Below are 25,599 nucleotides of genomic sequence, written 5' to 3' on the forward strand. Positions count from 1 at the left end.
CCGATCCCCGCCCCGAAAGGCGAATCCGGCCGCAATCCATATAAACAGGCACGCCGAATAAGACCCGAGCCGCACCGTCGAAATGACAAAGCGCAGCCCGGTCCGAACCGGACAGTGGTGTTTCCAGGGATTGGCTGCCCCGGGACCGTCCGCGTAGATACGTGTCCGGTGCTCCCAGCCAGGCAGCTCGAAGAACACTAGACCTGTCAGGGGATCGAGTCAAGTGCCGGTCCCGACTCCGGGAGGGCCGGGGGGTTCTCGTCGGCCGGCAGCTGAAAAGCCAGGACCGCGACGTCGTCATCGTGCTCCGAGGTGACGCCCATGGCCCTGAGCAGGCGGGCACAGATCACCTCGGGAGCGCCGGCGGCTCCGGCGAGCGTGCGGGCGAGTAGGTCGAGGCCCTGGTCGATGTCCTCGTCCCGGCGCTCCACCAGACCATCCGTATAGAGGACGCCGATGGTGCCGGGGAGCAGTCGCAGGGTGTGCGAGAGGTGGACGCCGCCTCCGGTGCCCAGGGGCGGGCCGTTCTGTTCCTCGCTGCGCAGGACGGTGCCGTCGGGGCAGCGCAGCATCATCGGCAGGTGGCCGGCGGAGGCGTAGGTGAGGGCGTGGCGCCGAGGGTCCCAGACCGCGTAGGCGCAGGTGGCGATCTGGTTGGCGTCGATCTCCATGGCGAGGCCGTCGAGCAGGCGCATCACCTCGTGCGGTGGCAGGTCGAGGCGGGCGTAGGCGCGGACGGCGGTGCGGAGCTGGCCCATCACGGCGGCGGCGCGCAGACCGCGGCCCATGACGTCGCCGATGACCAGCGCGGTGCGGCCGCCGTCGATGGCGATGACGTCGTACCAGTCGCCGCCGACCGCGGCCTCGGCTCCGCCGGGCTGGTAGGTGGCGGCGACCCGGAGGTCGGCGGGCTGGTCGAGCTTCTGGGGGAGCAGGCTCCGCTGCAGGGTGACGGCGGCCTCCCGCTGGCGGCGTTCGGACTCGCGCAGTCGGGTGGCCGCGAGCACCTGGTCGGTGACCTCGGCGGCGAAGATGAGGACGCCGGCGGGCAGCGTGTCCCTCTGCTCCTCGCCCTCCCCCGGCTCGGCCCGGACCTCGGCCCGGCTCTCCCGGCGGCCGTCGACCCGGCTCTCGGCCCGGCTCTCGGCCCGGCTCTCGACCCGGCTCTCATGGCGGCTGAGCGGGACGCAGGAGACGTTGTAGTAGCGGTTGCCGGTGAGTCCGAGGATGCAGCGGGCCTTGACGCTGCGCGGGCTGCCGCCGCGGATGACCTGGTCCATCAGCGGCAGGACGCCCATCGTGCCGAGCTCGGGCAGCGCCTCGCAGGCGGGCAGCCCGGTGGGTCGGTCGCCGAAGAGCTCGCGGTAGGCGCGGTTGGCGTAGCCGAGCTGGTGCAGCGGGCCGTAGGTGACGGCGACCGGGGCGGGGATGCGGTTCAGCACCTCGCGCAGGTCCTGGGGCCGCTGCGGGTCCAGCACCTCGGTCGGGCTGACGAGGCTGGTGGGGTCACGGGGGCTGGGAACCACGACGCCGTCGCCGGACGGCGCGCCCTGGTCGGTGCCGCTCCCGGTCGGTGGGGCGGTCCGCCAAGGGGCTCCGGTGAGCCGGGCGCTCCAGCGCATGAGGTTCAAACGACGGCCGCTTCCTCGTTTTCCAGGCATATCATCACTTTTTGTGTGCGGACTGGCACACCGGGTAATGACTCGGTCGGGCCGATCCTGTCAGGCGGAGGCCCGATTCCGGAAGTCGCGCGCGCCAGGCACGGCCGTCGGGTCGGTCGCGGCGGGGTTGCCGGAGGCGCCATCAGGTCGGCCGGTCGTCCGTGATCCCCTTGCCGAATCCGGCCTCGAACTCCGAGCGGGGGTGCTCCAGCGTCCCGAGCGAGACCACCTCCCGGGAGAACAGGCCGCCCAGCACCCAGTCCATCAGCACCCGCACTCGCCGGTCGGCGCTCGGCAGCCGGCGCAGATGCCGGGCCCGGTGCAGCCACCAGGCGCGCCGGCCGGTGAGCCGCCCGCCGCGGCTCGTGTGGGCGACGGCGCGGCCCAGGCCCAGCGAGGTCGAACAGGCCGCGCGGTCCGGCCGGTACTCGGCGATGCCCGCGGCGCGGGGGCCGCCGTCCAGCGCGACGAGGACGTTGGCGGCGAGCAGCTCCGCCTGGGCGAAGGCGTGCTGGGCGTTGGGCGCGCAGGGCGCGCCGTCCGCGTCCGGGTCGGGGACGGCGGCACAGTCCCCGGCGGCCCAGACCCCGGGCAGCGCCCGCCCGTCCGGACCGACCGCCTGGAGCGTGGCCAGACAGCGGATCCGGCCGGAGGTGTCCAGCGGCAGGTCCGTGTCGCGCAGCAGCGGGGACGGGCGCACCCCGGCCGTCCAGACCAGGGTCCGGGCGGCGAACCGGCTGCCGTCGGAGAGCAGCACGACCCGGCCGGCGGCCGACTCCAGCCTGGTGCGCAGCCGGACGTCGACGCTGCGCTCGCGCAGCTGGGCCAGGGTGTGCGCGGCCAGCTCGGGCGACTCCTCGGCGAGGATCCGGTCGGTGGCCTCGACCAGCACCCAGCGCAGGTCCTCGGGGCTGATGTTGTGGTAGCCGCGGACCGCGGTCCGGGCCATGTCCTCCAGCTCGGCGAGCGCGCCCACGCCGGCGTAGCCGGCCCCGACGAAGACGAAGGTGAGCGCGGCCTGGCGAAGGGCCGGGTCGCGGGTCGCGGAGGCGAGGTCGAGCTGTTCCAGGACGTGGTTGCGCAGGCCCACCGCCTCCCCGACGGTGGAGAAGCCCAGGCCGTGCTCGGCCAGGCCGGGCACGGGCGCCGTCCGGGAGATCGAGCCGGGGGCCACCACCAGGACGTCGTAGTCGAGCTCGACCGGGGCGGGCGGCTCACCGCGGGCGGCGGCGTCGGCCCAGGCACGGCGGGTCGCGTGCTCGATCCGGGTGATCCGGGCGGTGAGCACCCGGCAGTGCGGCAGGGCCCGGCGCAGCGGGACGGCCACGTGACGGGGGTCGATCGAGCCGGCTGCGACCTCGGCGAGCAGCGGGTGGTACGTCAGGTACGACTGCGGCTCGACCACGGTGATCTCCGCCTCGCCCCGGTGCAGCCGCTCGCGCAGGCCGCGCTGGAGGTGTAGCGCCGTGGACATCCCGGCGCAGCCGCCGCCGACGATCAGAACTCTGATGGCGAACCTCCTGCCGATGCGACCTCTCCCCGGCCCTCGGCCGGGGGTACCCCCCACCACGCCCTCAATGAAGGACCGTCGGGGGGCCTCTTGTCCACAGTCCGTGCCGGGCCGAATGGGGCGGGAGTCGCCCCTGGTGCCAGATGTGCTGCCGGGGTGAGTTTCTGACGCACTTTCGGCTTCGAACGGCCGTGAACTATGGTCGGATTGTGCATCGGGGCGGCCATCGCCATGACAACCGGCGACGACGCACCGTGGAGCGGCCATTACGGCCAGTTCCATCGTTGGCCCGAGAACCCGACTGCGGGACGGTGTTCCGGGGAAGGGTAGTTCCCGGACGAGGCCCCGGACGGTGCCGACGCGCCGAGCCGGATGTGCGACCCCGGCCCGGTGGCACCGGCCGCGGCGGAGTCCGTGTGGCCGAGCGCGTGCGGTCGTCGTGCGCGTGCGGTCATGGCGTCACCCGGGCGCGGCGAACGACATAACCGGCAACGAGCGATGGGTCATCGGGTCATTTCTGACAGGCGGAGCTGCACCGGGGGGTGCAGGGGCGGGCGACGGCAGGGTCCGGGATCGGGCACCTGCGGGGGAGAGTTGGGATGATGGAGCAGGAGCGACTGTTGGGCCGGGCGGCTGTACCGCGCGTCGGCCAGGGCGTGGTGCCGGAGCAGCGCGGTCCCGCGGACCTGCCACCGCAGGCCGGGGTGGCGTACGCGGCGGTCCCCCACCCGGCCGAGCCGCCGCAGGGCGCTGCCGGGCCGGTGTCCGGCGCCCGGCTGCGGGTGGACGCCCGGCGGAACCTGGAGAGCGTGCTGCGCGCGGCCCGCGAGGTGTTCGGCGAGTTCGGCTACGGCGCGCCGATGGAGGAGGTCGCGCGCCGGGCCGGGGTCGGGGTGGGCACGGTGTACCGCCGCTTCCCGAGCAAGGAGGTGCTGGTCCAGCGGATCGCCGCCGAGGAGGTGGCCTGGCTGACGACACAGGCGCGCGAGTCGCTGTACGGCGGCGGTGGCGCCTGGGAGTCGCTGGCCGGGTACCTGGCCCGGGCGGTGAGCACCGGCGCCGGGCGGCTGCTGCCACCGGAGGCCTTCCGGTACGCGGAGGAGCTGGGCAGGGTACCCGAGCAGCGCTCGGGCGATCCGGCCGGGGCGGGCGGCCTCCTCGGCGGCCGGTTCGAGCCGCACCACGCCGGAGCGCTGCCGGACGGCGGCGGCGAGCCCGCGGCCGACGCGGACCCGCGGCTGCTGCTGCAGTTGCTCGCCGCCCTGGTGGCCCGGGCGGGTGCGGCCGGGGAGCTGCGGCCGGGGGTGACGGTCGCGGACGTGGTGCTGGTGCTGACCGCCTCGGTGCCGGTGCACGCCGCACGCACCGTGCCGGGAGCTGAGCCGTACACGGCGCCCGTGTCGGCCGCGTTCGGTGGTTCGTATCCGGCGGCAGCCGGTCAGCGGACGGACGGTCAACCTGTCGAAGGTCCGGCCGATCGGCTGCTGCGGATCCTGCTGGACGGACTCCGGGCGCGCTGACCGCCCGTGCCGGGGCGGCCACCACCCCTCGCGGACCGAGGAGTTGGGTGTCGGCCCGGCGTGCGCGGACCGGGCGCGCGCCCGGTGCGGCCGCCGCCCCACCGGTTCACCGGGGCGCGCCGAACACATCCGCGACGGCCCCTCGGAAGAGTGGGTCGCGGCGGTCCGGCTACCGCCCAACTCTGCGCTATGCCATCCTTTGCCCGTGGTTGGAGCCAATGTCCCGATGCGCGCCGTTCACGCGCCCTCGACGCCGTACAGCGGAGAATCGTGCGCTCACGCACTCTCGCGCGCTCTGCCGCACTACGGGGGCTGTCGTGGAATCTGGGGTCCGTTGTGAGCGCCGAGGAACAGAACGACTACGGCTACGGCCTCGACTTCGGCCGCTCCGGCCCTGACGGCCCGAACGGACCGAACGGCGGGACGGGCGGTCCGGACAGCTGTTCCGGCGCGCCGGAGCACCTGTCGAGCCAGCTGCCGGGGCAACCGCCCGGTCCACTGCCGGGCACCTCGGGGCAGGTACCTGACCAGGCCGGGATGCCCAGCCGCGAGATCTTCTCCGCCTCCGACGCGTTCCCGCCCACCCGCGTCCCCGGCCAGGCCCCGGCCGGCCGCGGCGGCGTGGCCCCCGAGGCCTTCGTCGGCAGCGGCGTGCCCGGCCGAACGACCGTACCGGCCCCCGCCGACCCGGTGGACGGCGAGCGCCCGGCCTCCGACGCCGAGTTGACCGCCCGGGTGCGGACCGGCGACGACACCGCGTACGAGGAGATCTACCGCCGGCACGCCGACTCGGTGCGCCGCTACGCCCGGACCTGCTGCCGGGACAACTTCACCGCCGAGGACCTGGCCGGCGAGGTGTTCGCCCGTACGCTGCAGGCGCTGAAGGCGGGCAAGGGTCCGGAGTTCGCCGTCCGCGCCTATCTGCTGACCGCCGTCCGCAACGTCGCCGCCGCCTGGACCCGCAGCGAGCGGCGCGAGCAACTCGTCGACGACTTCAGCACGTTCGCGCAGACCTCGGCCGCCACCGTCGACCTGGACCTGGCCGACCCGGGGGCCGATGCCTGGGCGATGGCGCTGGCCGACCAGCGCATGGTGATGCAGGCCTACGCCGAACTGCCCGAGGACGACCGGGTGGTGCTCTGGCACACCGAGGTCGAGCGGGAGTCCCCCAAGACGGTCGCGGTGATGCTCGGCAAGACCGCCAACGCCACCGCCGTCCAGGCGCACCGGGCCCGCGACCGGCTGGCCGCGGCCTTCCTGCAGGCGCACGTCTCGGGTAGCCAGGCCCGGGCCTGCGAGGCGTACGCCACCCGGCTCGGCGCCTACGCGCGCGGGTCGCTGCGCAAGCGGGCGTCCGCGGAGGTCGGCCGGCACCTCCAGGAGTGCGACCGGTGCACGGCCGCCTGTCTGGAACTGTCCGAGATCAACCACGGCCTGCGGGCGCTGCTGCCCGGCGGCGTGCTGGTCTGGGTCGGAGTGGGCGGCTTCAGCGCCGCCGCTGCCGCCGTGGGCGGCGCGGCGGCGGTCGGCGGCGCGGCCGCGGGGACGGTCGCGGCGGCAGCCTCGGGGGGCGCGGCCACCGGGACGACGGGGGCGACGGCCGGTGCGGCGGCGGCCGGCTCCGCCGGTGGCGCGGCAGGCGGGAGCGGTGGCGCCGGTGCGGCGGTGGGCGAGGGACTGGGCATGGCGGCCAAGGCTGGGATCGCCGCCGCGGTCGCGGTGGCCGCGGCGGCCGTCGCCGCCTATGCGCTGACCGGCTCGCCCGAACCGAAGCCCCCGCTGGCCGCTCCGCCGGCCTCCTCCCCGACCGTGCCCGCGCCGCCGCCGGTGGCACCCGCCCCGAGCGCGGCGCCGCCGAGCACCCCGGATCCGGCGCCGGTGGAGGAGCCCGCGCAGAGCCCCTCCGCCTCGCCGTCGCCCTCGCCCTCCGCCACGCGGCGTCCGGCCCCCAAGGCGGTGCCGCCACCCGCGCCGAGCAGTCCGGTCGCCTCCTCCCCGGCGCCGCCCGCGTCGCCGGCACCCCCGCCGCGACCGACCGGGCCTCCGGTGCCGCCGGTGCCGCCGGTGCCCGTGGTACCCGTGGTGCCCGTGGTGCCGACTCCGACGCCTCCGCCGGTGCCGACGCCCGAAGTGCCGGTGCCGCCCGTCCCGACGCTCCCGCCGGTACCGACCCCGATCGTCACGCCGCCGGCCCCGACCGACTTCTGGGCCGACGACCTGCCCGTACGGAAGCCCGGCAACAACCGGGTGCTGGCACCGACCCCGAGCATCCGGCAGCAGGGCAGCGACTGGTTCTGGCAGCGCGACAGCGTCTCGATCGGCGGCACCCGCCGGGCGCACGGCCTCACCGTGCACGCGCCCGCGACCACGGTGATCGACCTCAACCGCAGCTGCGCGTCCTTCGACGCGGTGGCCGGGGTGGACGACCTCACCACCTCGATCGGCGGCGTGGTCTTCTCGGTGCAGGGCGGCGACGGCCGCACCCTGTGGCGCTCGCCCACCCTGGCCACCGGGGACGACGCGGTGCGGGTGCACGTGCCGCTGGCCGGTCAGACGTCGATCCGGCTGGTGGTCACCCCGGCGCACGGCGTCTGGTCGGCGCTGAACGTGGCCGACTGGGCCGAGGCCCGCTTCAGGTGCGTCTGAAACGGGCCTCGGGGGGCTCCGTCACGGAGCCGTGCGGGTCAGACGGCGCAGGAGCCGTCCGCGCAGGTGTCGCCGGCCGGGACGACCGGCACCGGCGCGGGCCGGCGCTCGCCGATCTCGTCGGCGACCTGCTCCAGCACCTTGCGGAAGGTCTCGGCCTCCTGGCCGCCCTGGACGGCCCACTTGCCCTCGAAGACGAAGGTCGGCACGGCGGTGATGCCCAGTTCGCGGGCCTCGGCCAGCTGCGCGTTCACCTCGGCGACACCCTCGTCGCCCGCGAGGTAGGCCGCCACCCGGTCGCGGTCCAGGCCGGCGGCCACCGCCACCCCGGTCAGCGCGGACCGGTCGCCGATGTCCACCCCGTCGCTGAAGTGGGCCTTCAGCAGCGCCTCCTTCAGCCGGCCCTGCGCCGCCGCGCCGTACTCGGTCTCGGCGAGGTGGAGCAGCCGGTGACCGAGGAAGGTGTTCGCGTGCAGCGCGGCGTCGAAGTCGTAGTCGATGCCCTCGGCGCGGCCCAGCTCGGTCACCCGCGCGTCCATCGCGACGGACTGCGGACCGTAGCGCTCGGCCAGCCACGCGCGGTGCGGGCTCGCGGTGGCCGGGGCGTCCGGCACCAGCTGGTAGGGCCGGTAGACCACCTCGACGTTCTCCTTGCCCGCGAAGCCGTCCAGCGCCTGCTCGAAGCGGCGCTTGCCGATGTAGCACCAGGGGCAGGCGATGTCGGAGTAGATCTCGACCTTCATGGCGGGCGTTCTCCAGGGGTGGGGAGGATGGGTTCCGAGATAGGTGAACGGTGAACCATCTCGGGACATTCCCGGCGCTCGCGCAAGGTCCGGGCTCCCTGCGGGGGCGGTGCACTCCGGAGCCAGGCGCACCCGCCCCGCGTGAACCCAGGCCCGGGCGCCCCCGACACGGCGGCCCCGGCCCGGACACCCCTCGTTCAGTGCTCCGGGGGCGCGGGGACGACCAGGACCGGGCAGGCCGCGTGATGGACGGCGGCCGAGCCGACCGAGCCCAGCAGCAGCCGGCCGAAGCCGCCGTTGCCCCGGGTGCCGAGCACCAGCGTGTGCTGCCGGGCCGAGGCCGCGAGCAGCACCTCGATCACGTTGCCGAGCACCACGTGCAGCGACAGCGGCCCCGTGTACGGGCGGATCCGGGCCCGCTGCACCGCGGCCACCGCGCGGCGCAGGCCGTCCGCCATGCTCTCGACCAGCGTCTCGACGCTCTCCTGGACCAGCTCGGCCATCCCCGGCGGGTAACCGGCCGGGGCCGGGTTGACCACCGCGATCACGTACAGCGGCAGCTCGAACCGCTCGGCCTCGGTCATCGCCCGGTCCAGCGCCCAGAGCGAGCCGTCCGAGCCGTCGCACGCGGCCAGCACCCCGGGCGGGCGGCCCGTCGGCGGCCGGCCGAGCACCGAGAGCACGACGGGGACGGACGGATCCGGGCTGGCGCTGGTCACCACGGCCTCCACGGGGACGGGACGGGATGGCGTCATGATCGCCCGCCCGGAGGACGAGGCCGTCGAGCCGCGCCGAGCCGGACGAGGGGTCGGACCCCTCGGTGCGTCGCACCCGCCACGGCCCCGCCCGCGCGCCGCCCCGCCACCGTTCGCGCCCCCGCCCGCGCGCCGTTCGCCGCGGTCAGGCGAAGCGGGCAGCGGGCAGGGCGGTGCGCCGGGCGAGCGGCAGACCGGTCCAGCAGGCGCCGTGGCGGCGGGCGCGGACCCGGCGGAGCCAGAGCTCGGTGGAGACCAGCTCGGCGAGGCCCGCCAGGACGGCGGGCGCGAGCGGGGCGCCGGGATCGGCGGAGCGGGCGAGGCCGGCCCGGACGGCGGGGAGGTCGATCAGCCCCGCCTCGGCGAGCAGCGGGGCGTCGAAGAGCTCGGCGATGCCGTCGGCGGCGAGCCGCAGGCCGGCCCGGGCGGGGGCGGTGCGGTCGGGGCGGGGGCCGCGGCCCCAGTCCGGCGGCAGGTCGGTCCGGCCGGCACCGGTGAGGACGGCGTGCAGCAGCGCGTGCCGGGCGCCGGGCTGGAGCCGGATGTCGTCGGGCAGCAGCCGGGTCGCACGGACCACCTGGTTGTCCAGGAACGGCGCGTGCAGCCGCTGGCCGGGCTGCTCGGCGACGTGCACCAGGGTGCGGAACCCGCGTGCGTGCCGGTGGAGGGCGTACCGGGCCCGGCGCACGCCCGGTGGCTCGGCGGGCGCCGGACCGCGCGCCGCCAGGCGCAGCCGCAGCGCGACCGCGGAGAGCGCCTCGTCGGAGAGCCAGCGGGCCGCCGGTCCGGGCACGCACCAGACCAGGTCGTCCGCCGAGCGGGCACCCGCCGTCCCGTCCCCGTCCGGGCCTTGCCGGAGCGTCAGCCGCACGGCGGCGTCGTCGAGCGCGTCGGCGTACCGGATCCGGGAGAGCCGGTGGGCGGCACGGACCACGGTGAGTGGGGTGCGCAGCGCGCCCGCCAGGACGCCTGCCGTCGCCCGGTCGGCGCTGGCCAGGGCCGCGACCGGGGGCAGCAGTTCACGTGGCCGGCCGGCCCGGACGAGGTCGGCCAGCCGGGCCGGGTGCCCGTCCAGGACCTGGCGGGCGCCGTAACCGGTCAGGTGGTCGGTGCCGCCGGCGTCGAAGCGGGCCTCGGCGCGGGCGGCGGCGACCAGTTCGGGGCCGGGTTCGTCGGTCAGGCGGCCGGTCTGCGGGTCGGCCCGCAGGTCGGCGTAGGGGAGGGTGTCGGGGCCGGGGGCGAGCAGCGTGTGCCGCAGCCGGGGGGTGTGCGGGGCGATCGCCAGGGTGGCGGGGCCCTCGGTCTCGCCGAGGGTGACGGCGGCCAGCTGCTCGGGGGCGGGCCGGTCCGGTGCGGACGCCCGGGCCCAGGAGCCCTTGACCGCACCGTTCCTGGCCCGGGCGCCGCTCCCGGACGTCGTCTCCGCACCGGCCCCGGCGGCCCCGGCCCGCGCCGCGGCCGCTGCTGCGACGGGCGCCGGCGGGACGGCGGCGGCGAGCAGCGCGACGGTGGCCGAGGCCGTCCCGTACGAGAGGTCGACACCCAGCCGGGCCCGGCCGGCCTCGGCGGACCCGGCGCCGGGGGTGCGGACCCGGGAGCGGACGGACTCCAGCAGGGCGCGGGTGAGTTCGCGGACGGCCGGCGCCTCGCCGCGCGGCTGCGGCCCGCCACCGGGCTCGTCGTACGCCGCGAGATAGGGGCGGCCACCGCGGATGGCCAGCGTGTGGCCGGGCGGCACCCGCTGAACGCCGAGGTACGGGGTGCCGGTGCCGAGCGCCTCCGGCGACTCGGGGCAGGCCAGCCGGGCGGCGAGGTGGCCGGTGTCCAGGGGCGCGCCGACCAGATCGGCGAGCGGGAGCGCGGCGGTGGCGTACGCGGTGCCGTCGCCCCAGGGGGTGTGGAAGACCGGCTGGGCGCCCGCCAGGTCGGTGAGCAGCGCGGTGGACCGGGTGCCGGTGCGCAGGACGACGGTGTAGCTGCCGGGCCAGGTGGTGAGGTGGCGGACGGCGCCGCCGCGGGCGGAGGCGAGGCCGGCGGCGAGCTCGGCGTCGGAGGCGCCGCAGTGGCCGAGGACGGCGAGCCGGGTGGTCGCGGGGGTGTCCTCGACCGGGTCGGGGGCGACGGGGCCGGTGGTGACCACGGCGGGGGCGCCGGGGCGCAGGGTGACCAGCCGGATCTCCTCGGGCCGCCAGTCGCCGACCGCCCAGAGCGGGTTGGGCCCGGCCCAGAGGGGGCGCGCGGCGATCGGTACCACCGCACCGGGCGCCTCGTGCGCCGGGGCGCCCGCCCGGGGCGCACCCGTGCTCCAGCCCGTCAGCCACCGCATCGCGCCTCCACCGGACGAGGACCTGCACCGTGCGGCGCGGTCTCCCGGGGCAGCCCGGCCGGCTCGTGGCGCGCCGCGGCGGCCGGCCGCCGCGATCGGGCGCGCCGTCAGGACACATCGTGCCACCGCTCGCCCGCCGCGTGACCGGAGTTGACGTTTCCGATTCGCCGGCGGGGCCGCCACGGCGAGAGCGGTCGACCACCGCCCGGGCACCGCCCGCCCGGCCCGCCCGACCGCGAACCGGCCGCCGGCACCGCGGTCACGGCGCGCGGCCACGGCCGCGCGCCCCCACTCCGGACCGCCCCGGCGGACCGCTCCTCGGCCGGGCGGGCCGGGCCTTCCCCTCCTTGGCCCGGACCGCCCTTTCGCCGCCTTTGTCATGGTCATCGCGAGATGGCCGAAAGGCGTCGTTCGGCCCGGGAGGGCATCCGCATGCCCTCCCGGACTTCGCCACCGTCCGCGGGGATTGAGACGGCGGCATCCCCCGGCCCGCCGGGTCCTCGACGGCGGGCCGACCCACGACCACCAGCGAATCGCCGACCCGCCGGTCGGGCCAGGGGGCACGGCCGGGCGCACATCGACACGGGACCGGAGCACGACGCTCCGGCGCGCGGCCGGCCCGATCACCCCCGGCCACGTCCGAGCGGTCCGGCCCGACCCGGCGGGACCGCCCGCCGCCCGCCGCCGGGTGCGCGATCCCGCCATCCGGAATGCGGCCTCTTAACCCTCGGAACGCGTCCGACTACTCTAGGTACAGCAGCCACGGCCCGGTGCCGCCCGGGCCCCGCGCACAAGGCCGCAGGAGGTGCCGCCGCCACCATGACCGTCAGCCCACGAGGACCGAACGAACGGCTCGGCACGCTCCTGACCCTCGCTCAGATCAGCAACGCCGGCCTGGCCCGCCGGGTCAACGACCTCGGCGCACAACGCGGGTTGACGCTGCGCTACGACAAGACCTCGGTGGCCCGCTGGGTCAGCAAGGGCATGGTCCCGCAGGGCCCGGTGCCGCACCTGATCGCCACCGCGATCGGCGGCAAGCTCGGCCGGCCGGTGCCGCTGGAGGAGATCGGCCTCGGCGACACCGACCCGGCGCCCGAACTGGGCCTGGCCTTCCCGCGCGAGGTCTCCGAGGCGGTCCGCTCGGCCACCGACCTCTGGCGGGTCGACCTCGATCTGCGGCGCGGCCCCGGCGGCGGCCGCTGGAGCGACAGCCTGGCCGGCACCTTCTCGGTCGCGGCGTACGCGACGCCGGTCTCCCGCTGGCTGATCAACCCGGCGGACGGCTCGGTGGCCCGCGAGGCGCCGCGCACACCCGCCGAGGCGGGCTCGTACCGGGTCGGCCACTCGGATGCCGCCAAGCTCCGCGAGGCCGCCCAGGAGGCCCGCCGCTGGGACTCCAAGTACGGTGGCGGGGACTGGCGTTCATCGATGGTGCCGGAGTGTCTGCGGGTGGAGGCGGCGCCGCTGCTGCTGGCCTCCTACAGCGACGCGGTGGGCCGGTCGCTGTTCGGCGCGACGGCCGAACTCACCCGACTGGCCGGGTGGATGGCCTTCGACACCGGTCAGCACGAGGCGGCCCAGCGGTACTACATCCAGGCGCTGCGGCTCGCCCGGGCCGCTGCCGACGTCCCGCTCGGCGGCTACGTGCTGGCCTCGATGAGCCTGCAGGCCGGCTACCGGGGCTTCGCCGAGGAGGCGGTCGACCTCGCGCAGGCCGCGCTGGAGCGCAACCGCGGGCTGGCCACCACCCGCACCATGAGCTTCTTCCACCTGGTCGAGGCACGGGCCCAGGCCAAGGCCCGCAACGCCGCGGCGTGCGCGACGGCGCTCGGTGCCGCGGAGAGCGCGCTGGAACGTTCGCGCGCCGGGGATCCCGATCCGGCGTGGATCGACTTCTACGCCTACGACCGCCTCGCCGCCGACGCCGCCGAGTGCTTCCGCGACCTCGGAGTGCCCGCCAAGGTCCGCCAGTTCACCCGCGAGGCGCTGGCCCGGCCGACCGAGGGGTTCGTCCGCTCGCACGGGCTGCGACTGGTGGTCTCCGCGATGGCCGAGGCCGAGGCGGGCAACCTGGACGCGGCGGTCGCGGCTGGCGAACGGGCCGTCGAGGTCGCCGGCCGGATCTCCTCGCAGCGCAGCCGTGAGTACGTGGTCGAGATGCTCCGCCGCCTCGAACCCTTCCAGGGCGAGCGCCGCGTGCGGGAGTTGACGGAACGGGCCCGTGCGGTGATCGTCGCCCCGGCGTAGCGGACACCCGCGGTAATTCGGATGCACGGGCGGGAGGGGCCTGGCTATGGTCTCTCTCGTCCAGGTGCGCAGGCAGAGGTTACTTCCACTGTTAATGGGCGGGTCGCGGGTTCGAGTCCCGCCACCGGCTTTCGGGCCGGTGTAGCTCAGTCGGTAGAGCAGCTTCGTCACCTCAGCCGCCTTCGATCTCTGGACACCCATACCTCAATAGGTTTTCCGCACCTCCCGGTGCGACGGCAGCGGTTACTTCGGTCGAGTGCCCCCAGCGGGGCGCGTTGAAGCTGAGCTCCATCGACCGCCGCCCATTCCGATCTCGGGAGGCAGAGCGCCGGGGTGCCCGGTGCGCAGGCGGGGGTTACTTCGGATCTTGCGGTTCCGGGTTCGAATCCCGGGCGTGCCGTGCGCGGCCGCTAGCTCAATCCGGCAGAGCACAAGGCATACACCTCCGCCGAGGCCGGCCGCCGGGCCGGCACGATCTCGGGCACCCCTCGCTTCGCCATGCCTCCTGCGCGTTCCACCGGCCAGCAGGGGGATTTCACCATGTCGCGTTTCAACACCCGCACCGCCAAGAGCAGTCCGGACTCACCCGTGACCACCACCGGGCAGCGCACCGTCAACCACAACGGCGGCACCGGGTTCCTGCGCGAGGCCAAGTCCGAACTCTTCCTGCTGTCGGTGGCCAACCTCGTGGGCCAGGACACCTTCTACGAGAAGGGCGGGGCCCGCGACGACCGCTACACCGCGCTGGTGCGCGAACTCGCCGTGGCCGACCCGGAGTGGACCCTCGGCCTGCTCCGCTGGCTGCGGCACGGCGCGAACCTGCGCACGGCCGCACTGGTCGGCGCCGCCGAGTTCACCCGCGCCCGATTGGACGCCGGGGCGCCCGGCTTCTCCCGGCAGGCCGTCGACGCCGCCCTCCAGCGCGCGGACGAGCCCGGCGAAGTGCTCGCCTACTGGACGTCCCGCTACGGCCGCGCACTGCCGAAGCCGCTCAAGCGCGGCGTCGCGGACGCCGTCCGCCGGCTCTACCACGGCCGCTCGCTGCTCAAGTACGACACCGCCGCCAAGGGGTACCGCTTCGGCGACGTGCTGGAGCTGACCCACCCCTCCCCCGACCCGGCCAAGCCGTGGCAGGGGGAGCTGTTCCGCTACGCGCTGGACCGCCGGCACCGGCCGGACGAGGCCGTCCCGCCGGCCTCGAACGCGCTGCTCACCGCCAACCGCGAGCTGCTCGCGCTGCCCGTCGAGCAGCGGCGGGCCGCGGTCACCGCCGAGGGCGGTGCCGAGCGGCTGGCCGCGGCCGGGCTGACCTGGGAGGCGCTGGCCGGCTGGCTGCAGGGACCGCTGGACGCGGCCGTCTGGGAGGCGGTCATCCCGTCCATGGGCCCGATGGCCCTGACGCGCAACCTGCGCAACTTCGACCAGGCCGGCGTCTCGGACGAGGTCGCGGCCGAGGTCGCGCGGCGGATCGCCGACAAGGACGAGGTGCTCCGCTCCCGCCAGTTCCCGTTCCGCTACCTCGCCGCGTACCGGCACGCGCCGTCGCTGCGCTGGGGGCACGCGCTGGAGACGGCGCTCTCCCACTCGCTCGCCAACGTGCCCTCGCTGCCCGGCCGGACGCTGATCCTGGTCGACCGCTCGGGCTCGATGTTCGATCGCCCGAGCGCACAGACCCTGCTCAACCGGGCGGATTCGGCGGCGATCTTCGGGACGGCCCTGAAGGTCCGGGCCGCCGAAGCCGACCTGGTCGAGTTCGGCACCACCAGCCGGGTCGTCGAGGTGGGCCGGGGCGAGGCGGTGCTGCGCGTCCTGGGCCGCTTCGGCAACCTCGGCGGCACCGCCACCGCGGAGGCCGTCCGCACCCACTACCGCGGCCACCACCGGGTCGTCGTCGTCACCGACGAACAGACCGGCCCCGGCCACTGGAACGGCGACGCGCTGGCCGCCGTCCCGGCCCGGGTGCCCGTCTACACCTGGAACCTGGCCGGCTACACCGCCGGCCACGGCCCGAGCGGCTCGGCCTACCGGCACACCTTCGGCGGGCTGAGCGACGCCGCGTTCCGGCTGATCCCGCTGCTGGAATCGGGCCGGGACGCGACCTGGCCGTGGCTGGAGCCGCAGGACCGCTGACGCGCCCTCGACCGGCACCGTCCGCCGTGGCAGCATCGGCGGCGGGCGGGGGCGGGGCGAACGAGGAGCGGGCGTGGCGTACGACTTCGACGTGCTGGTGGTGGGCGGCGGGATCGTCGGACTGTCCACGGCGTACGCGCTGACCCGGGCCCGGCCCGGGCTGCGGCTGGCGCTGCTGGAGAAGGAGCCCGGCTTCGCCGCCCACCAGAGCGGCCGCAACAGCGGGGTCATCCACAGCGGCGTCTACTACCGGCCGGGCTCGCTCAAGGCCCGGTACGCCGTCGCGGGCGCCGCCGAGATGGTGGAGTTCTGCCGCGGCCACGACATTCCGTACGAGGTGACCGGCAAGCTGATCGTGGCCACCGACCCGGCCGAACTCCCGCGGCTGCGGGCCCTCGCCGAGCGCGGCCGGGAGAACGGCATCCCGGTCACCGAGCTGGACCGGGCCGGCATCACCGGGTACGAGCCGGAGGTCACCGGCATCGCCGGGCTGCACGTCGGCACCACCGGCATCTGCGACTTCCCCGCCGTGGCCGCCGCCTACGCCCGGCTGGCCCGCGAGGCGGGCGCCGAGCTGCGGACCGGCACCGAACTGCGGGCGGTCGCCCGCCGGGCCGACGGCGTGACCGTGCAGACCTCCGCCGGCGAGCTGCGCGCCCAGGTGCTGGTGAACTGCGCGGGCCTGCACAGCGACCGGATCGCCCGGCTGGCCGGCGACGACCCCGGCGTGCGGATCGTGCCGTTCCGCGGCGAATACTACGAACTCGCCGCGGACCGCCGGGGGCTGGTGCGCGGCCTGGTCTACCCCGTCCCCGACCCGGCCTTCCCCTTCCTCGGCGTGCACCTGACCCGGGGCATCCACGGCGATGTGCACGTCGGCCCGAACGCGGTGCCGGCGCTGGCCCGCGAGGGCTACGACTGGCGCACCGTCCGCCCGCGCGACCTGGCGGGGACGCTCGGCTTCCCCGGTACCTGGCGGATCGCCCGCCGGCACTGGCGGTACGAGCTCGGTGAGCTGCGCCGCTCGCTCTCCAAGCGGGCATTCACCACGGCCGTCCGGCGGCTGCTGCCCGCCGTCACCGCCGAGGACCTGGTGCCGGCCACCGCCGGGGTGCGGGCCCAGGCGGTGGCCCGGGACGGCGCGCTGCTGGACGACTTCGCCTTCGCCGGCTTCGACCCGGACGACCCGCGCTCCACCCGCCGCCTGGTGCACGTGCTGAACGCCCCCTCGCCCGCCGCCACCGCCTCGCTGCCGATCGGCCGCGAGGTGGCCCGCCGGGCGCTGGCCGCCCTCGAAGCGGGCGGCTGATCCGGCCGGGCCCGGGGCCCCGCGTCAGCTCCGTCACAGCCCCTGGGGACCGTGCCCGTCGGCCCCGTAGACTCGGGTGATTGTGACTGCCACCGCCCCGATCCCCCAGCCATCTCCGTCCGCCCGGCTCTCCGCCGCGCCGGCCGGCTACCCCGCGCCGATGTACCCGCACCGGGCCACCGAGGCCCAGCACAGCGAGCGGCGCATCCGCAGCTTCCAGCCGCGCCGGGGCCGGATGACCAACGCCCAGGCGGGCGCGCTGGACCGGGGCTGGGAGACGTACGGCATCGCGATCGACGGCAGCCCGCTGGACCTGGCGGAGCTGTTCGGCGGTCTGCCGGTCACCCTGGAGATCGGCTTCGGGATGGGCGAGACGACCGCCGCGATGGCCGCCGCCGACCCGACGACGGGCATCCTCGCCGCCGACGTCCACACCCCCGGCCACGGCAACCTGCTCGGCCTGCTGGAGCGGGACGGCTCACGCAACGTCCGCCCGGCCGCCGGCGACGCCGTCATCCTGCTGCGCGACATGCTCCCCGACGCCTCGCTGGCCGGGCTGCGGGTCTACTTCGCCGACCCGTGGCCCAAGCCGAAGCACCACAAGCGCCGACTGGTCCAGGCCTCCTTCCTGGACCTGGTGCTACCCCGGCTGGCCTCCGGCGCCCTGGTGCACTGCGCCACCGACTGGGAGCCGTACGCCGAGCAGATGCTGGAGGTGCTCTCCGCCTCGCCCGAGCTGGAGAACCTGCACCCCGAGGGCGACGGCACCGGCTGGCTGGAGCCCGCCGACCACCCGGACGGCAGCGTCCCCGGCTACGCGCCCCGGCCCGACTGGCGGCCGGTCACCAAGTTCGAACGGGCCGGCATCGCCAAGGGCCACGTGGTGCACGACCTGCTCTTCCGCCGCCGCTGAGCCGCCGCCGGGCGTTCGACCCGGCGGCCCCGCGGTGACCACCCCGGCCCGGCCGGCCCGGTCCGCGGGAGGGGATTCGTCCCGAGTCCTCCCGGCGGGCCGGTGCCGTGGCCTACCCTGTGCCGGGTGAGCAGCCCGTCCTGCGGCGGGTACCGGACCAGTGTCCAGGCCGCCGACGACCGAGAGGTGCCCACGCTCACCGCCGGCACCCGCACCATCCCGGGGCCCAGGGGGCGCCGGGCCCATCGGCTCGTGCCCCGGCCCGCTGCCGCCCCCGCCCGGCCGGCCGCCGCACCGGGGCCGCGCCCCGCCCGCCCGGTCGCGCTCTCCTCGGTCACCGCCACCGCCGTCCTGACACTGGCCGGCTGCGGTGTGCTGATCCTCCACCTGGTGCGCCGCCAGACCGGGACCACCGGGCTGCTGGTCGGCCTCGGCCTGGCGCTCGTCCCGCTGCCCTTCGTGCTCGGCGGCCTCGCCTGGCTCAACCAGACCGCCCGGGTGCCGCTGCGCCACATCGTGTTCTGCCTGGGCTGGGGTGCCTGCGCGGCGACCACGGCCGCGATCCTCGCCAACGGCTGGACCAGCAGCTACCTGACCGCCCACCAGGGCAGCCTGGGCGAGGTGCTGGGCGCCGACCTGGTCACACCGGTGATCGAGGAGAGCGCCAAGGGCGCCGCCCTGCTCGTGCTGCTGCTGCCGCTGGGCCGGCGGATCCGCTGCCACGGCCACCGCACCGACCGCCCCTGCGCGAGCGTGCTGCGCCGGCTGCCCGGCGGCGGGCAGCCCCACGGGTACGACCGCCGGCCGGCCCTGCCGCACGCCCGGGGCCGGCTGCGACCGCGCCCCTATCTGCGCCCGCGCCCGTACCTGCGCCCGCTGCCGTACCTGCGGCCCTACCCGCCGACACCCGACCGCCCGCGCGCCAGGGCCCGCCCGCGCACCCTGGCCGCCGGGGTCGTCCTCGGCGGGATCACCGCCTGCGGCTTCGCCTTCACCGAGAACGCGCTCTACCTGGGGCGGGCCTTCACCGACGACCAGCAGCAGCGGCTGGACAGCATCGGCCTCGGGGAATCCCCCAGCCTGCGGGACTTCGACGGCACCGTGCAGACCTTCGTCCTGCGCGGCCTGCTCTCGCCCTTCGCCCATCCGCTCTTCACCGCGCTGACCGGGCTCGGCCTGGCCATCACCCTCACGACCGGCCGGCGCCGGCTGGCCCGGCTGGCCGCGCCGGCCGGACTGCTGCTGGCGATGGCCCTGCACGGCACCTGGAACGCCGCCGCCGACCTCGGCACGCACGGCTTCCTGCTGGTGTACGCGGTGCTGATGGTGCCGTGCTTCGCCGCCCTGGTCTGCTTCGCCGCCTGGGCCAGGACCAGGACGGCGCGGCACGCCGCACGTCGGGCGCGGGCCCCCGCCGGGGCCCGGTGAAGAACCGATTTCCCATCCGGGTGACTTCCCCGTATTGTTGTGTTTACCGACGCGGGGTGGAGCAGCTCGGTAGCTCGCTGGGCTCATAACCCAGAGGTCGCAGGTTCAAATCCTGTCCCCGCTACTCAGTAGCGGAAAGGCCCGGAGGATTCTTCCTCCGGGCCTTTCGCATGTCCGGGCCCGTCCCCGCTGCCGGGGCTCCCGCGGCGCTCCGGTGGCTCCACCGGCCGACGCCCCCGCCGGGGCCGGGGACCGGTTCGTCGACCGCCCTGGGCCCCCGGCGACGAACCCGAATTAATCCGTTGCCCTCCCTCGGACGAGCTGCCTAAGGTAGCCACACACTGAAGGGAGGTGATCCTGAATTGAGTTCCATCAGGATGCGTGAGGTGGCTGCTCGCTAGAGCCGCCCCTGCCTGCGCAGGACGAGGCCCAGTGCCTCCGGCAGGCGAAATCCAAGCAGTCACCCGGCCCGTGGGCTCACCGGTACATCCCCGGTGCCTCGACGCCCGGCCCTCGCGAGGCCGGACACCGAGGAGCAGCCCACGGGCTGTCTGCTGTTCCGGGGCCGGTGCCCCGGCCCCAGCCCCAGCCCCCGCGCGGCCTCCGGCGGGAGCCGGGAGCCGTGAGCCCCGGACGGGCCCGGGCGTTTGCGTCCGGCCGCTCCGGCGCTAGAGTCGGCGCGGATTCCGGAGCGGAGCGGAACGGCCACAGGGGGTAGGGGATGGCGAGGACGCGGCGGGCCGGGGGTACGGCGGCCCTGCGAACGGCACAGCGGGGGGCGGCCGGGGCGCTGCTCGGGGTGGGGGCGCTCGGACTGCTGCTCTTCTCCCTCGGCCGGGAGCACAGCTGGCAGGCCCTGGGCGGGGGTCTGGTGGTGGCCGGGGCCTCGACCGTCCTCGGCGGAGCGCTCGGCTTCCTGTTCGGAGTGCCCCGGATGCGCGGCGGCCCGGGCGATGAGCCGCACGGCTCGTACGCGCCGAACACCAATCTGGAGCAGGTCTCCGACTGGCTGACCAAGGTGCTGCTGGGCGTCGGACTGACCCAGCTCGGCTCGCTCGGCGAGCGGCTGCACCAGCTCGGCGCGGCGCTGGCCCCCGCCCTGGGCGGCGAGGAGGGCGCGGCCCCCTTCGCGGCGGCCCTCGTCCTCTACTTCCTGGTGCTCGGCTTCCTGGCCGGCTGGCTGGTGACGCGACTGGCCCTGCCCCAGGTGCTCTCCGACGCCGACCAGGCGCTCGACCTCTTCCTGGCCGGCCAGGACCGCGACCTCCGGGGCGACAAGGTGGGCGCGGACGACCTGCGGGTACGGGCGATGCAGCACCTGGGCCTGCTGGGCGGCAGCGTCGAGCGGGCGACCGAGCCGGCCCGCCGGCTGCCGTCGAACGCGACGACCGGCCCGGAGAGCCTGATGGCCGAGGTCCGGTCGACGGCCCGGCGCTCCGCGCTCACCGCGGACCAGGTCCGGGAGCTGTTCGCGGACGGCTCCGAGGACCGGCGGATCCAGGCGCTCGCCCTGATGCAGGGCGATCCGGCGCTGGCCGACCTGCCCAGCGTGCTGGACGCGATCGAACACCCGCGCTCCGGCTTCGAGCAGTACCACGCGCTACTGGCCGCCCGGGGGCTGCTGTACCGGCTGCCGGCCGCCCAGGCGCAGCGCCTGCGCGACGCGGTGGCCGGCCGGCTGGTGGCGGCGGACGGCATCCCGTACGGCTCCGACCGGAGCTGGCTGGCGGAGAAGATCCTCTCCCGCCTGGAGACGACGGCGGCCCTCCCGCAGCAGACCGGCCCCGCGCCGCAGACCGGTCCGGCCGCCGAGCCTCCCTCGGCGCAGCCGGGCGAGCAGGCCCGGCAGACGGGCTAGCCGGACGACCTGGACCGACGGGCCGCGCGGGCCGGGCGGGCCCGAGCGGCGCACCGGGCCGGTGACCGTCACACGCTCGGCGACAACCGGCCCACCGTGGCGGCCCGGCGGCGGTGATCGGCGGCCCGCAGGACGAGCACCCGGCCCAGGCGTCCCGAGCCGGCCGGGAGCCGGCGGACCTCGCTGGCGATCCGGCGCTCGCCCAGGGCCCGGCGCAGCCCGTCGAGGTGGCGGCAGCGACGGCCCGCGCCGTCGTTCAGTGGGTGGACCCGGACCTCACCGTCGGGGGCGGTCACCCGGACCAGCTCGGTCAGTGCGGCCAGCTGCTGGGCGGGGCCGAAGAGTTCGGGGTAGGCGAAGACCAGGAACCCGCTGAGGGTGAGCGCGAAGGTGCCGTCCGCGAACGGCAGCCGGGGCAGTGCGGCGGCCACGTACTGCTGCGGGTGGGCGGCGGAGTCCGCGGCGAACAGCCGGCGGGCCCGGTCCCAGCTGCGCAGGTAGCGGTCGTACGGGCGGTGGTACGGCGCCGGGAAGAGGTCGGGGCGGGCGTCCATCGCGGCGGCCATGGCGGCGCGGGCGGCCAGGGCTCGGGCGGCGAGCTCGGGGGCCGGCCACGCGTACGCCGGGTCGGTTGCGATCACCCGGCAGCCCAGCTCGCGTGCCTCGGCGGCGAGTCCGGCGGCGCCGCCCGGGCAGTCGAGCACCGGCCCGGGGAGGGCGGCGAGCCGGGCCCGGGTCAGGTCGAACAGCGCGCAGTACTCGTCCAGCGGACGGGAGGTGACCAGGACGTCGGCGGCGAGGTCGGTACGGACGGCCATTCGGCCATCGGAACACGGGCCGGCCCCGCCCGCATCCGGAACATCCGGGGCGGGCGGGGCCGATGGGGGCACAGGCCGGCGGGGCCCGGCGGGGGGCGTGGTCAGCGGCCGAGCAGGCCCCGGACGGCGAGCCGGTTGACGTTGGTCAGGCCGCGCACCAGCTGCGGGGTGAGGAGGACGAACACGAAGCCGAGCAGCGAGACTCCGGCGATCTGCAGCGGCCCCTCGACGTAGTAGACGTGCTCGACGCCGCTGGCGTCGTAGTAGTCGAACAGCTTGAGGCCCCGCCAGCCGACGTACGTCGGGTAGACCCAGTGGTAGAGCGGGTAGAGCGCCAGCACCCAGCCGACCAGCAGGAACGTCAGCGACATCGCGAAACTGAAGATCGCCCACGGGAGCATCACCACCTGGTGGAGCACGGCCTTCCAGCCCGCCGCGTCCGTCAGCCGCGCGGTGATCTCGCCCCAGTTGCCGGGCCGGCTCACCCGGACCGGCTTCGGGCCGGGCACGTCCAGCGCCAGCATGCTGCGGGTCCGGGCCCGCTCCAGCCGCCCGAAGCCTCGGGCCCCACCGGTCAGGGCGGCCAGCACCGGCATGCCGATGACGGTGACGACGGTGCCGAGGCCGAAGGAGAACAGGACGACGGCGAAGGAGAACCCGGCGAGCGCGACCGGCAGCCCGGTGAGGGTGAAGCCGAGCTCCCGGTAGAAGTACGACGAGAACGGCGCCCGCCACACGTACGGCGGCTCCTCGATGCGCCGTGCCGCACCGTCGCGGTCGTACTCGCTGTGCTGCGCGCTGAGGCTGCTGCTCATGGCCGTCGATCCTCGGGTCTCTCGGTGGTGTGCCGGGCTGACCCCTCAAGCCTGTCAAAGCCCCGGTCGGCCGGACATCCGGCTCTCCCGCGAAGCGGGTGGGGGGTTAACCCCCCGTTCGCGACCGGCCGCCACCGGGCGGCCACTCGTCGGCGAGCAGCGAGTACTGGAAGGAGTCGCGCCAGGCGCCGCGCAGGTGCACGTCGTGGCGGATCCGGCCCTCCCGCCGGAAGCCGGCCCGGGTGAGCACCCGGACGGAGGCCGCGTTCTCGACGTCCACCCGGGCGGCCAGCCGGTGCACGCCGAGCGGGCCGAAGGCGAGGTCGCAGAGCAGCCCGGTGATCTCGCCCGCGTAGCCGTTGCCCCAGGTGTCGGGGCGCAGCGCGTAGCCGAGGTCGGCGCACCGGTGGCCGCCGAGGGTGAGGGCGGCGTTGCCGATCGGGACGGCGCGGGCCGGGTCGTGCGCGTCGGCGCGTCGGGTGACGGCCAGCCGGTAGACCGTCCGCTCGCCCTGCATCGCCTCCTCCAGGTACTGCTCGATCTGGTCGGCGCAGTCCTCGCGGTCGCGCGGCTCGAACGGGAGGTAGCGGGTGGCCTCCGGATCCCCGAACACCGCGTACAGCGCGTCGATGTCGCCGGGGGTGTGGTGGAACTCGCGGATGGCCAGGCGGGGGCCGGTGAGTCGGACGGGGACCATGCCTGCCGACCCTACCCGGGCTTTCCGGTTACCGTACGTGACATGGAAGAAGAAGACCTGCGGCTCGCCCCCCGCACCAAAGCCGTCGAACTGCTCGCCTGGGCGCATGCGCACGGCCACCCGCCGGTGGCCGAGGCCGCGGTACGGGCGGTGCTGGCGCTGCTGGAGCTGGGCGAGGGCAGGATGCGCGACGGCTGGCCGGAGCTGACCTCGGACGCCGTGGAGCAGCTGCTGTACGAACGGCTCTACCTGTACGTCCAGCCCGAGCCGGAGCAGGACCCGCTGGCGTACGGCGCGGCGGTGCGGCTGCTGATCGACCACCAGCGGGCGGCGAAGCGGCTGAACGCGAAGCGGCAGGAACGGCTGCACGCGGAGGCCGAGTGGCAGGGCGAGGTGGCCGCCGGGCTGCTGCGCCGGTCCGACCTGGTCACCTGGCCCCGGCTGTACACGCTGCTGCTGCGCGCGGACGGGGTGGACCTCGCCGACCAGGAGGCGGTCCGGGCCTGGCTGGCGGCGTTCCGGGAGCTGGCACCGCAGGACCGGTCGGCCGCGTACGAGGCGCTCGAGTGGGCGGGCGAGCTGGACGCGGTGGACGACGGGGGCTGGGGTGAGGCCCGGATGCTCAGCGTCGGGATGGCCACGGACGGCGCCCGGCGGCTGCTGGAGCAGGGACTGATGCGGCGCAGCTACCGCAATCTGACGGAGCTGACCGCGCTGGGCCGGCCGATGCCCGAGGAGCTGGCCGGGGACTTCGGGGCGTTCGAGGAGGCCGCCGCCGAGGCGGCGCTGGACCTGGTGGGCGAGTGGACGACGCCGGGGCTGCCGCGGCTGCTGGTGGAGGAGTTCCCGGAGCTGGCGCCGGAGCCGGGCCAGGAGGAGATCGACGCCTACCTGGCGCGCCTGCCCGAGGCGGCCGACGAGGAGTACGAGGAGTACGAGGAGTACGAGGAGTACCAGGACTACGAGGCCGGGGAGGCCGAGGAGGAGCACGGGGGCGAGGGGCACGCGGCCGGGGAGGCCGGGCAGGCGGCCACTGACGCCTGAGACGCCACGGTGCCCCGGCCGTCGTGGCGACGGCCGGGGCACCGTGGCGGGCTGTCAGGGCGTGATGCCGCGCTGCTCGAACCAGGTCTCCGGGTCGACCGGGGCGCCGCCGCCGGGGCGGACCTCCAGGTGCAGGTGCGGGCCGGTGACGTTGCCGGTGGCGCCGACCTTGCCGAGCTGCTGGCCGGGGACGACCTTGCCGGAGCCCTTGATGATCGAGGAGAGGTGGCAGTACCAGATCTCGGTGCCGTCGGGCAGCGTCTCGACGATCCGGTAGCCGTACGAACCGGCCCAGCCGGCCGAGGTGATGGTGCCCTGGCCGACCGCGTACACCGGGGTGCCGGTGTCGGCGGCGAAGTCCAGGCCGGTGTGCAGGTGGGCCCAGTAGGAGGCGCTCTGGCCGTAGTGGGCGGAGAGGTTGTAGTCGCGCACCGGCAGGTTGATGGCGGCGAGCTTGGCCTTCTCGGCCTCCTCGGCGGCCCGCTTGGCCTCCTGCTGCTGGGCGGCGCGCTTGGCCTCGGCCTCCTTCGCGGCCTGCAGGCGGGCACTCTCCTCGGCGGCGGTGCGCTGGCTGTCGGCCTGCAGCTGGATCCGGGCGGCGAGGGCGAGGCCGGGGTCCGCGGAGAGTGCGACCGGCGTCTCGTCCGGGGCCTCGACGGCCGGCGCGGCGGCCGGGGTGGCGGAGGCGAAACCGGTCGCACCGAGGGTGGCGGCGACGGCGGTGACGCCGAGCAGCGGAGCGGTGCCGCGGGTCTGACGGGGCATCCGGTGCCGGTTGGCCTCGGCGGCCTGCGGGGTGGCCCCGGCGGCGGACCCGCCGTACTCGCCCGGGTGGGCGGGCGGCCAGGGGTGGTCGAGCAGCTGGGTGCCGGCGGTGGAGCCGGGCAGGTGTGCCGGAGAGTGCGACGACGCCACGGAGGCGCGCTCCTTTCCTTCCTTCGCGCCTACCGGGTTAGCTGACGGGTTCGGAGCAGGAAGGTCTCCTACGGCTGGGCCTGGGCCCGGCCGATTCACCCCAAGGAACGTGGTTCCCCGGCTCCCTGGCCTGCCCGGAGGCGGCCGGTGGGATTAGGCGGCGGCGCACGGTGCCGTCTGGGTACGGCGTTGAGGACCGCGCTGCGTTATCAAACGTTAATCCTAGGAGCCCCTGATTCCAAGCCGTCCGTTCGGGACGGCCGG

At 75.9% G+C, this 25,599-nt stretch carries 17 protein-coding genes, 1 tRNA gene, 1 pseudogene and 1 riboswitch; of the genes and pseudogenes, 10 read left to right on the forward strand and 9 right to left on the reverse strand.

Features of this window, described 5'->3' with window-relative positions:
* Positions 1-263 precede the first annotated feature (263 nt).
* Positions 264-1,631: pseudogene (locus AB0J08_RS16195) on the reverse strand (PP2C family protein-serine/threonine phosphatase); the annotation flags it as partial.
* A gap of 172 nt (positions 1,632-1,803) precedes the next feature.
* Positions 1,804-3,135: an FAD-dependent oxidoreductase gene (locus tag AB0J08_RS16200; RefSeq protein WP_360633367.1), complete on the reverse strand. Its 1,332-nt coding sequence runs from the start codon at positions 3,133-3,135 to the stop codon at positions 1,804-1,806.
* A 635-nt stretch (positions 3,136-3,770) separates the two neighbouring features.
* On the opposite strand from AB0J08_RS16200, the gene AB0J08_RS16205 reads away from it, so the two are divergent.
* Positions 3,771-4,691: a helix-turn-helix domain-containing protein gene (locus tag AB0J08_RS16205; protein WP_360633370.1), complete on the forward strand. Its 921-nt coding sequence runs from the start codon at positions 3,771-3,773 to the stop codon at positions 4,689-4,691.
* Between the two features lie 336 nt (positions 4,692-5,027).
* Complete coding sequence (locus tag AB0J08_RS16210; RefSeq protein ID WP_360633373.1) at positions 5,028-7,337, forward strand: sigma-70 family RNA polymerase sigma factor; 2,310 nt, start codon at positions 5,028-5,030, stop codon at positions 7,335-7,337.
* Positions 7,338-7,375: 38 nt separating this feature from the next.
* Here AB0J08_RS16210 and AB0J08_RS16215 read toward each other — a convergent pair whose 3' ends face one another.
* The 3 genes from AB0J08_RS16215 to AB0J08_RS16225 form a co-directional block, all read right to left on the reverse strand.
* A complete protein-coding gene (locus AB0J08_RS16215) occupies positions 7,376-8,080 on the reverse strand; it encodes a DsbA family oxidoreductase (RefSeq protein WP_360633376.1) in 705 nt (234 codons plus the stop codon).
* A 197-nt stretch (positions 8,081-8,277) separates the two neighbouring features.
* On the reverse strand, positions 8,278-8,799 hold the full coding sequence (locus AB0J08_RS16220) for a universal stress protein (protein ID WP_360633379.1): 522 nt from the start codon (positions 8,797-8,799) through the stop codon (positions 8,278-8,280).
* 181 nt (positions 8,800-8,980) lie between these two features.
* The gene (locus AB0J08_RS16225) at positions 8,981-11,161 is read right to left on the reverse strand and encodes an asparagine synthase-related protein (protein ID WP_360633382.1); all 2,181 of its coding nucleotides are present in this window, start codon (positions 11,159-11,161) and stop codon (positions 8,981-8,983) included.
* 819 nt (positions 11,162-11,980) lie between these two features.
* Between AB0J08_RS16225 and AB0J08_RS16230 the strand changes: the two genes are divergently transcribed.
* The 7 genes from AB0J08_RS16230 to AB0J08_RS16260 all read left to right on the forward strand — a co-directional run bounded on the left by AB0J08_RS16230 (position 11,981) and on the right by AB0J08_RS16260 (position 21,046).
* Complete coding sequence (locus tag AB0J08_RS16230) at positions 11,981-13,408, forward strand: MFS transporter (protein WP_360633385.1); 1,428 nt, start codon at positions 11,981-11,983, stop codon at positions 13,406-13,408.
* Positions 13,409-13,948: 540 nt separating this feature from the next.
* On the forward strand, positions 13,949-15,538 hold the full coding sequence (locus tag AB0J08_RS16235) for a TROVE domain-containing protein (protein ID WP_360633388.1): 1,590 nt from the start codon (positions 13,949-13,951) through the stop codon (positions 15,536-15,538).
* Between the two features lie 73 nt (positions 15,539-15,611).
* Positions 15,612-16,847 carry an L-2-hydroxyglutarate oxidase gene (gene lhgO, locus AB0J08_RS16240; RefSeq protein WP_360633391.1) on the forward strand — a complete coding sequence of 412 codons (1,236 nt, stop codon included), beginning with the start codon at positions 15,612-15,614 and terminating at the stop codon, positions 16,845-16,847.
* Positions 16,848-16,929: 82 nt separating this feature from the next.
* Entirely contained in the window at positions 16,930-17,760 is an 831-nt protein-coding gene (trmB, locus tag AB0J08_RS16245; protein ID WP_360633394.1) for a tRNA (guanosine(46)-N7)-methyltransferase TrmB, read from the forward strand.
* A gap of 126 nt (positions 17,761-17,886) precedes the next feature.
* A complete protein-coding gene (locus tag AB0J08_RS16250; protein WP_360633397.1) occupies positions 17,887-19,188 on the forward strand; it encodes a PrsW family intramembrane metalloprotease in 1,302 nt (433 codons plus the stop codon).
* Positions 19,189-19,238: 50 nt separating this feature from the next.
* Positions 19,239-19,312, forward strand: a tRNA-Met gene (locus tag AB0J08_RS16255).
* A gap of 597 nt (positions 19,313-19,909) precedes the next feature.
* Positions 19,910-21,046, forward strand: coding sequence for a hypothetical protein (locus tag AB0J08_RS16260; protein ID WP_360633400.1), 1,137 nt, complete (start codon positions 19,910-19,912; stop codon positions 21,044-21,046).
* Positions 21,047-21,114: 68 nt separating this feature from the next.
* On the opposite strand, the gene AB0J08_RS16265 is transcribed toward AB0J08_RS16260, so the two are convergent.
* From AB0J08_RS16265 to AB0J08_RS16275, 3 genes are all read right to left on the reverse strand, one after another.
* Positions 21,115-21,864, reverse strand: a complete 750-nt coding sequence (locus tag AB0J08_RS16265) for a class I SAM-dependent methyltransferase (RefSeq protein WP_360633403.1) — start codon at positions 21,862-21,864, stop codon at positions 21,115-21,117.
* A gap of 101 nt (positions 21,865-21,965) precedes the next feature.
* Positions 21,966-22,679: a sensor domain-containing protein gene (locus tag AB0J08_RS16270; protein WP_360633406.1), complete on the reverse strand. Its 714-nt coding sequence runs from the start codon at positions 22,677-22,679 to the stop codon at positions 21,966-21,968.
* 106 nt (positions 22,680-22,785) lie between these two features.
* A complete protein-coding gene (locus tag AB0J08_RS16275; protein ID WP_360633409.1) occupies positions 22,786-23,376 on the reverse strand; it encodes a GNAT family protein in 591 nt (196 codons plus the stop codon).
* A 42-nt stretch (positions 23,377-23,418) separates the two neighbouring features.
* Here AB0J08_RS16275 and AB0J08_RS16280 point away from each other — a divergent pair, with 42 nt between their 5' ends.
* Positions 23,419-24,420: a hypothetical protein gene (locus AB0J08_RS16280; protein ID WP_360633412.1), complete on the forward strand. Its 1,002-nt coding sequence runs from the start codon at positions 23,419-23,421 to the stop codon at positions 24,418-24,420.
* Between the two features lie 54 nt (positions 24,421-24,474).
* On the opposite strand, the gene AB0J08_RS16285 is transcribed toward AB0J08_RS16280, so the two are convergent.
* The gene (locus AB0J08_RS16285) at positions 24,475-25,335 is read right to left on the reverse strand and encodes a M23 family metallopeptidase (protein WP_360633415.1); all 861 of its coding nucleotides are present in this window, start codon (positions 25,333-25,335) and stop codon (positions 24,475-24,477) included.
* Between the two features lie 12 nt (positions 25,336-25,347).
* Positions 25,348-25,491, reverse strand: a riboswitch (cyclic di-AMP (ydaO/yuaA leader).
* Positions 25,492-25,599 lie beyond the last annotated feature (108 nt).

The sequence above is a fragment of the Kitasatospora sp. NPDC050463 genome (assembly GCF_040655255.1).
Classification (GTDB): domain Bacteria; phylum Actinomycetota; class Actinomycetes; order Streptomycetales; family Streptomycetaceae; genus Kitasatospora.

Coding starts and splice junctions, on each gene's coding strand:
- AB0J08_RS16235 (WP_360633388.1), top strand. CDS start 13,949: ATGTCGCGTTTCAACACCCGCACCGCCAAGAGCAGTCCGGACTCACCC.
- AB0J08_RS16205 (WP_360633370.1), top strand. CDS start 3,771: ATGATGGAGCAGGAGCGACTGTTGGGCCGGGCGGCTGTACCGCGCGTC.
- AB0J08_RS16230 (WP_360633385.1), top strand. CDS start 11,981: ATGACCGTCAGCCCACGAGGACCGAACGAACGGCTCGGCACGCTCCTG.
- AB0J08_RS16215 (WP_360633376.1), bottom strand. CDS start 8,080: ATGAAGGTCGAGATCTACTCCGACATCGCCTGCCCCTGGTGCTACATC.
- AB0J08_RS16265 (WP_360633403.1), bottom strand. CDS start 21,864: ATGGCCGTCCGTACCGACCTCGCCGCCGACGTCCTGGTCACCTCCCGT.
- AB0J08_RS16225 (WP_360633382.1), bottom strand. CDS start 11,161: ATGCGGTGGCTGACGGGCTGGAGCACGGGTGCGCCCCGGGCGGGCGCC.
- AB0J08_RS16200 (WP_360633367.1), bottom strand. CDS start 3,135: ATGTCCACGGCGCTACACCTCCAGCGCGGCCTGCGCGAGCGGCTGCAC.
- AB0J08_RS16280 (WP_360633412.1), top strand. CDS start 23,419: ATGGAAGAAGAAGACCTGCGGCTCGCCCCCCGCACCAAAGCCGTCGAA.
- AB0J08_RS16270 (WP_360633406.1), bottom strand. CDS start 22,679: ATGAGCAGCAGCCTCAGCGCGCAGCACAGCGAGTACGACCGCGACGGT.
- AB0J08_RS16260 (WP_360633400.1), top strand. CDS start 19,910: ATGGCGAGGACGCGGCGGGCCGGGGGTACGGCGGCCCTGCGAACGGCA.
- AB0J08_RS16275 (WP_360633409.1), bottom strand. CDS start 23,376: ATGGTCCCCGTCCGACTCACCGGCCCCCGCCTGGCCATCCGCGAGTTC.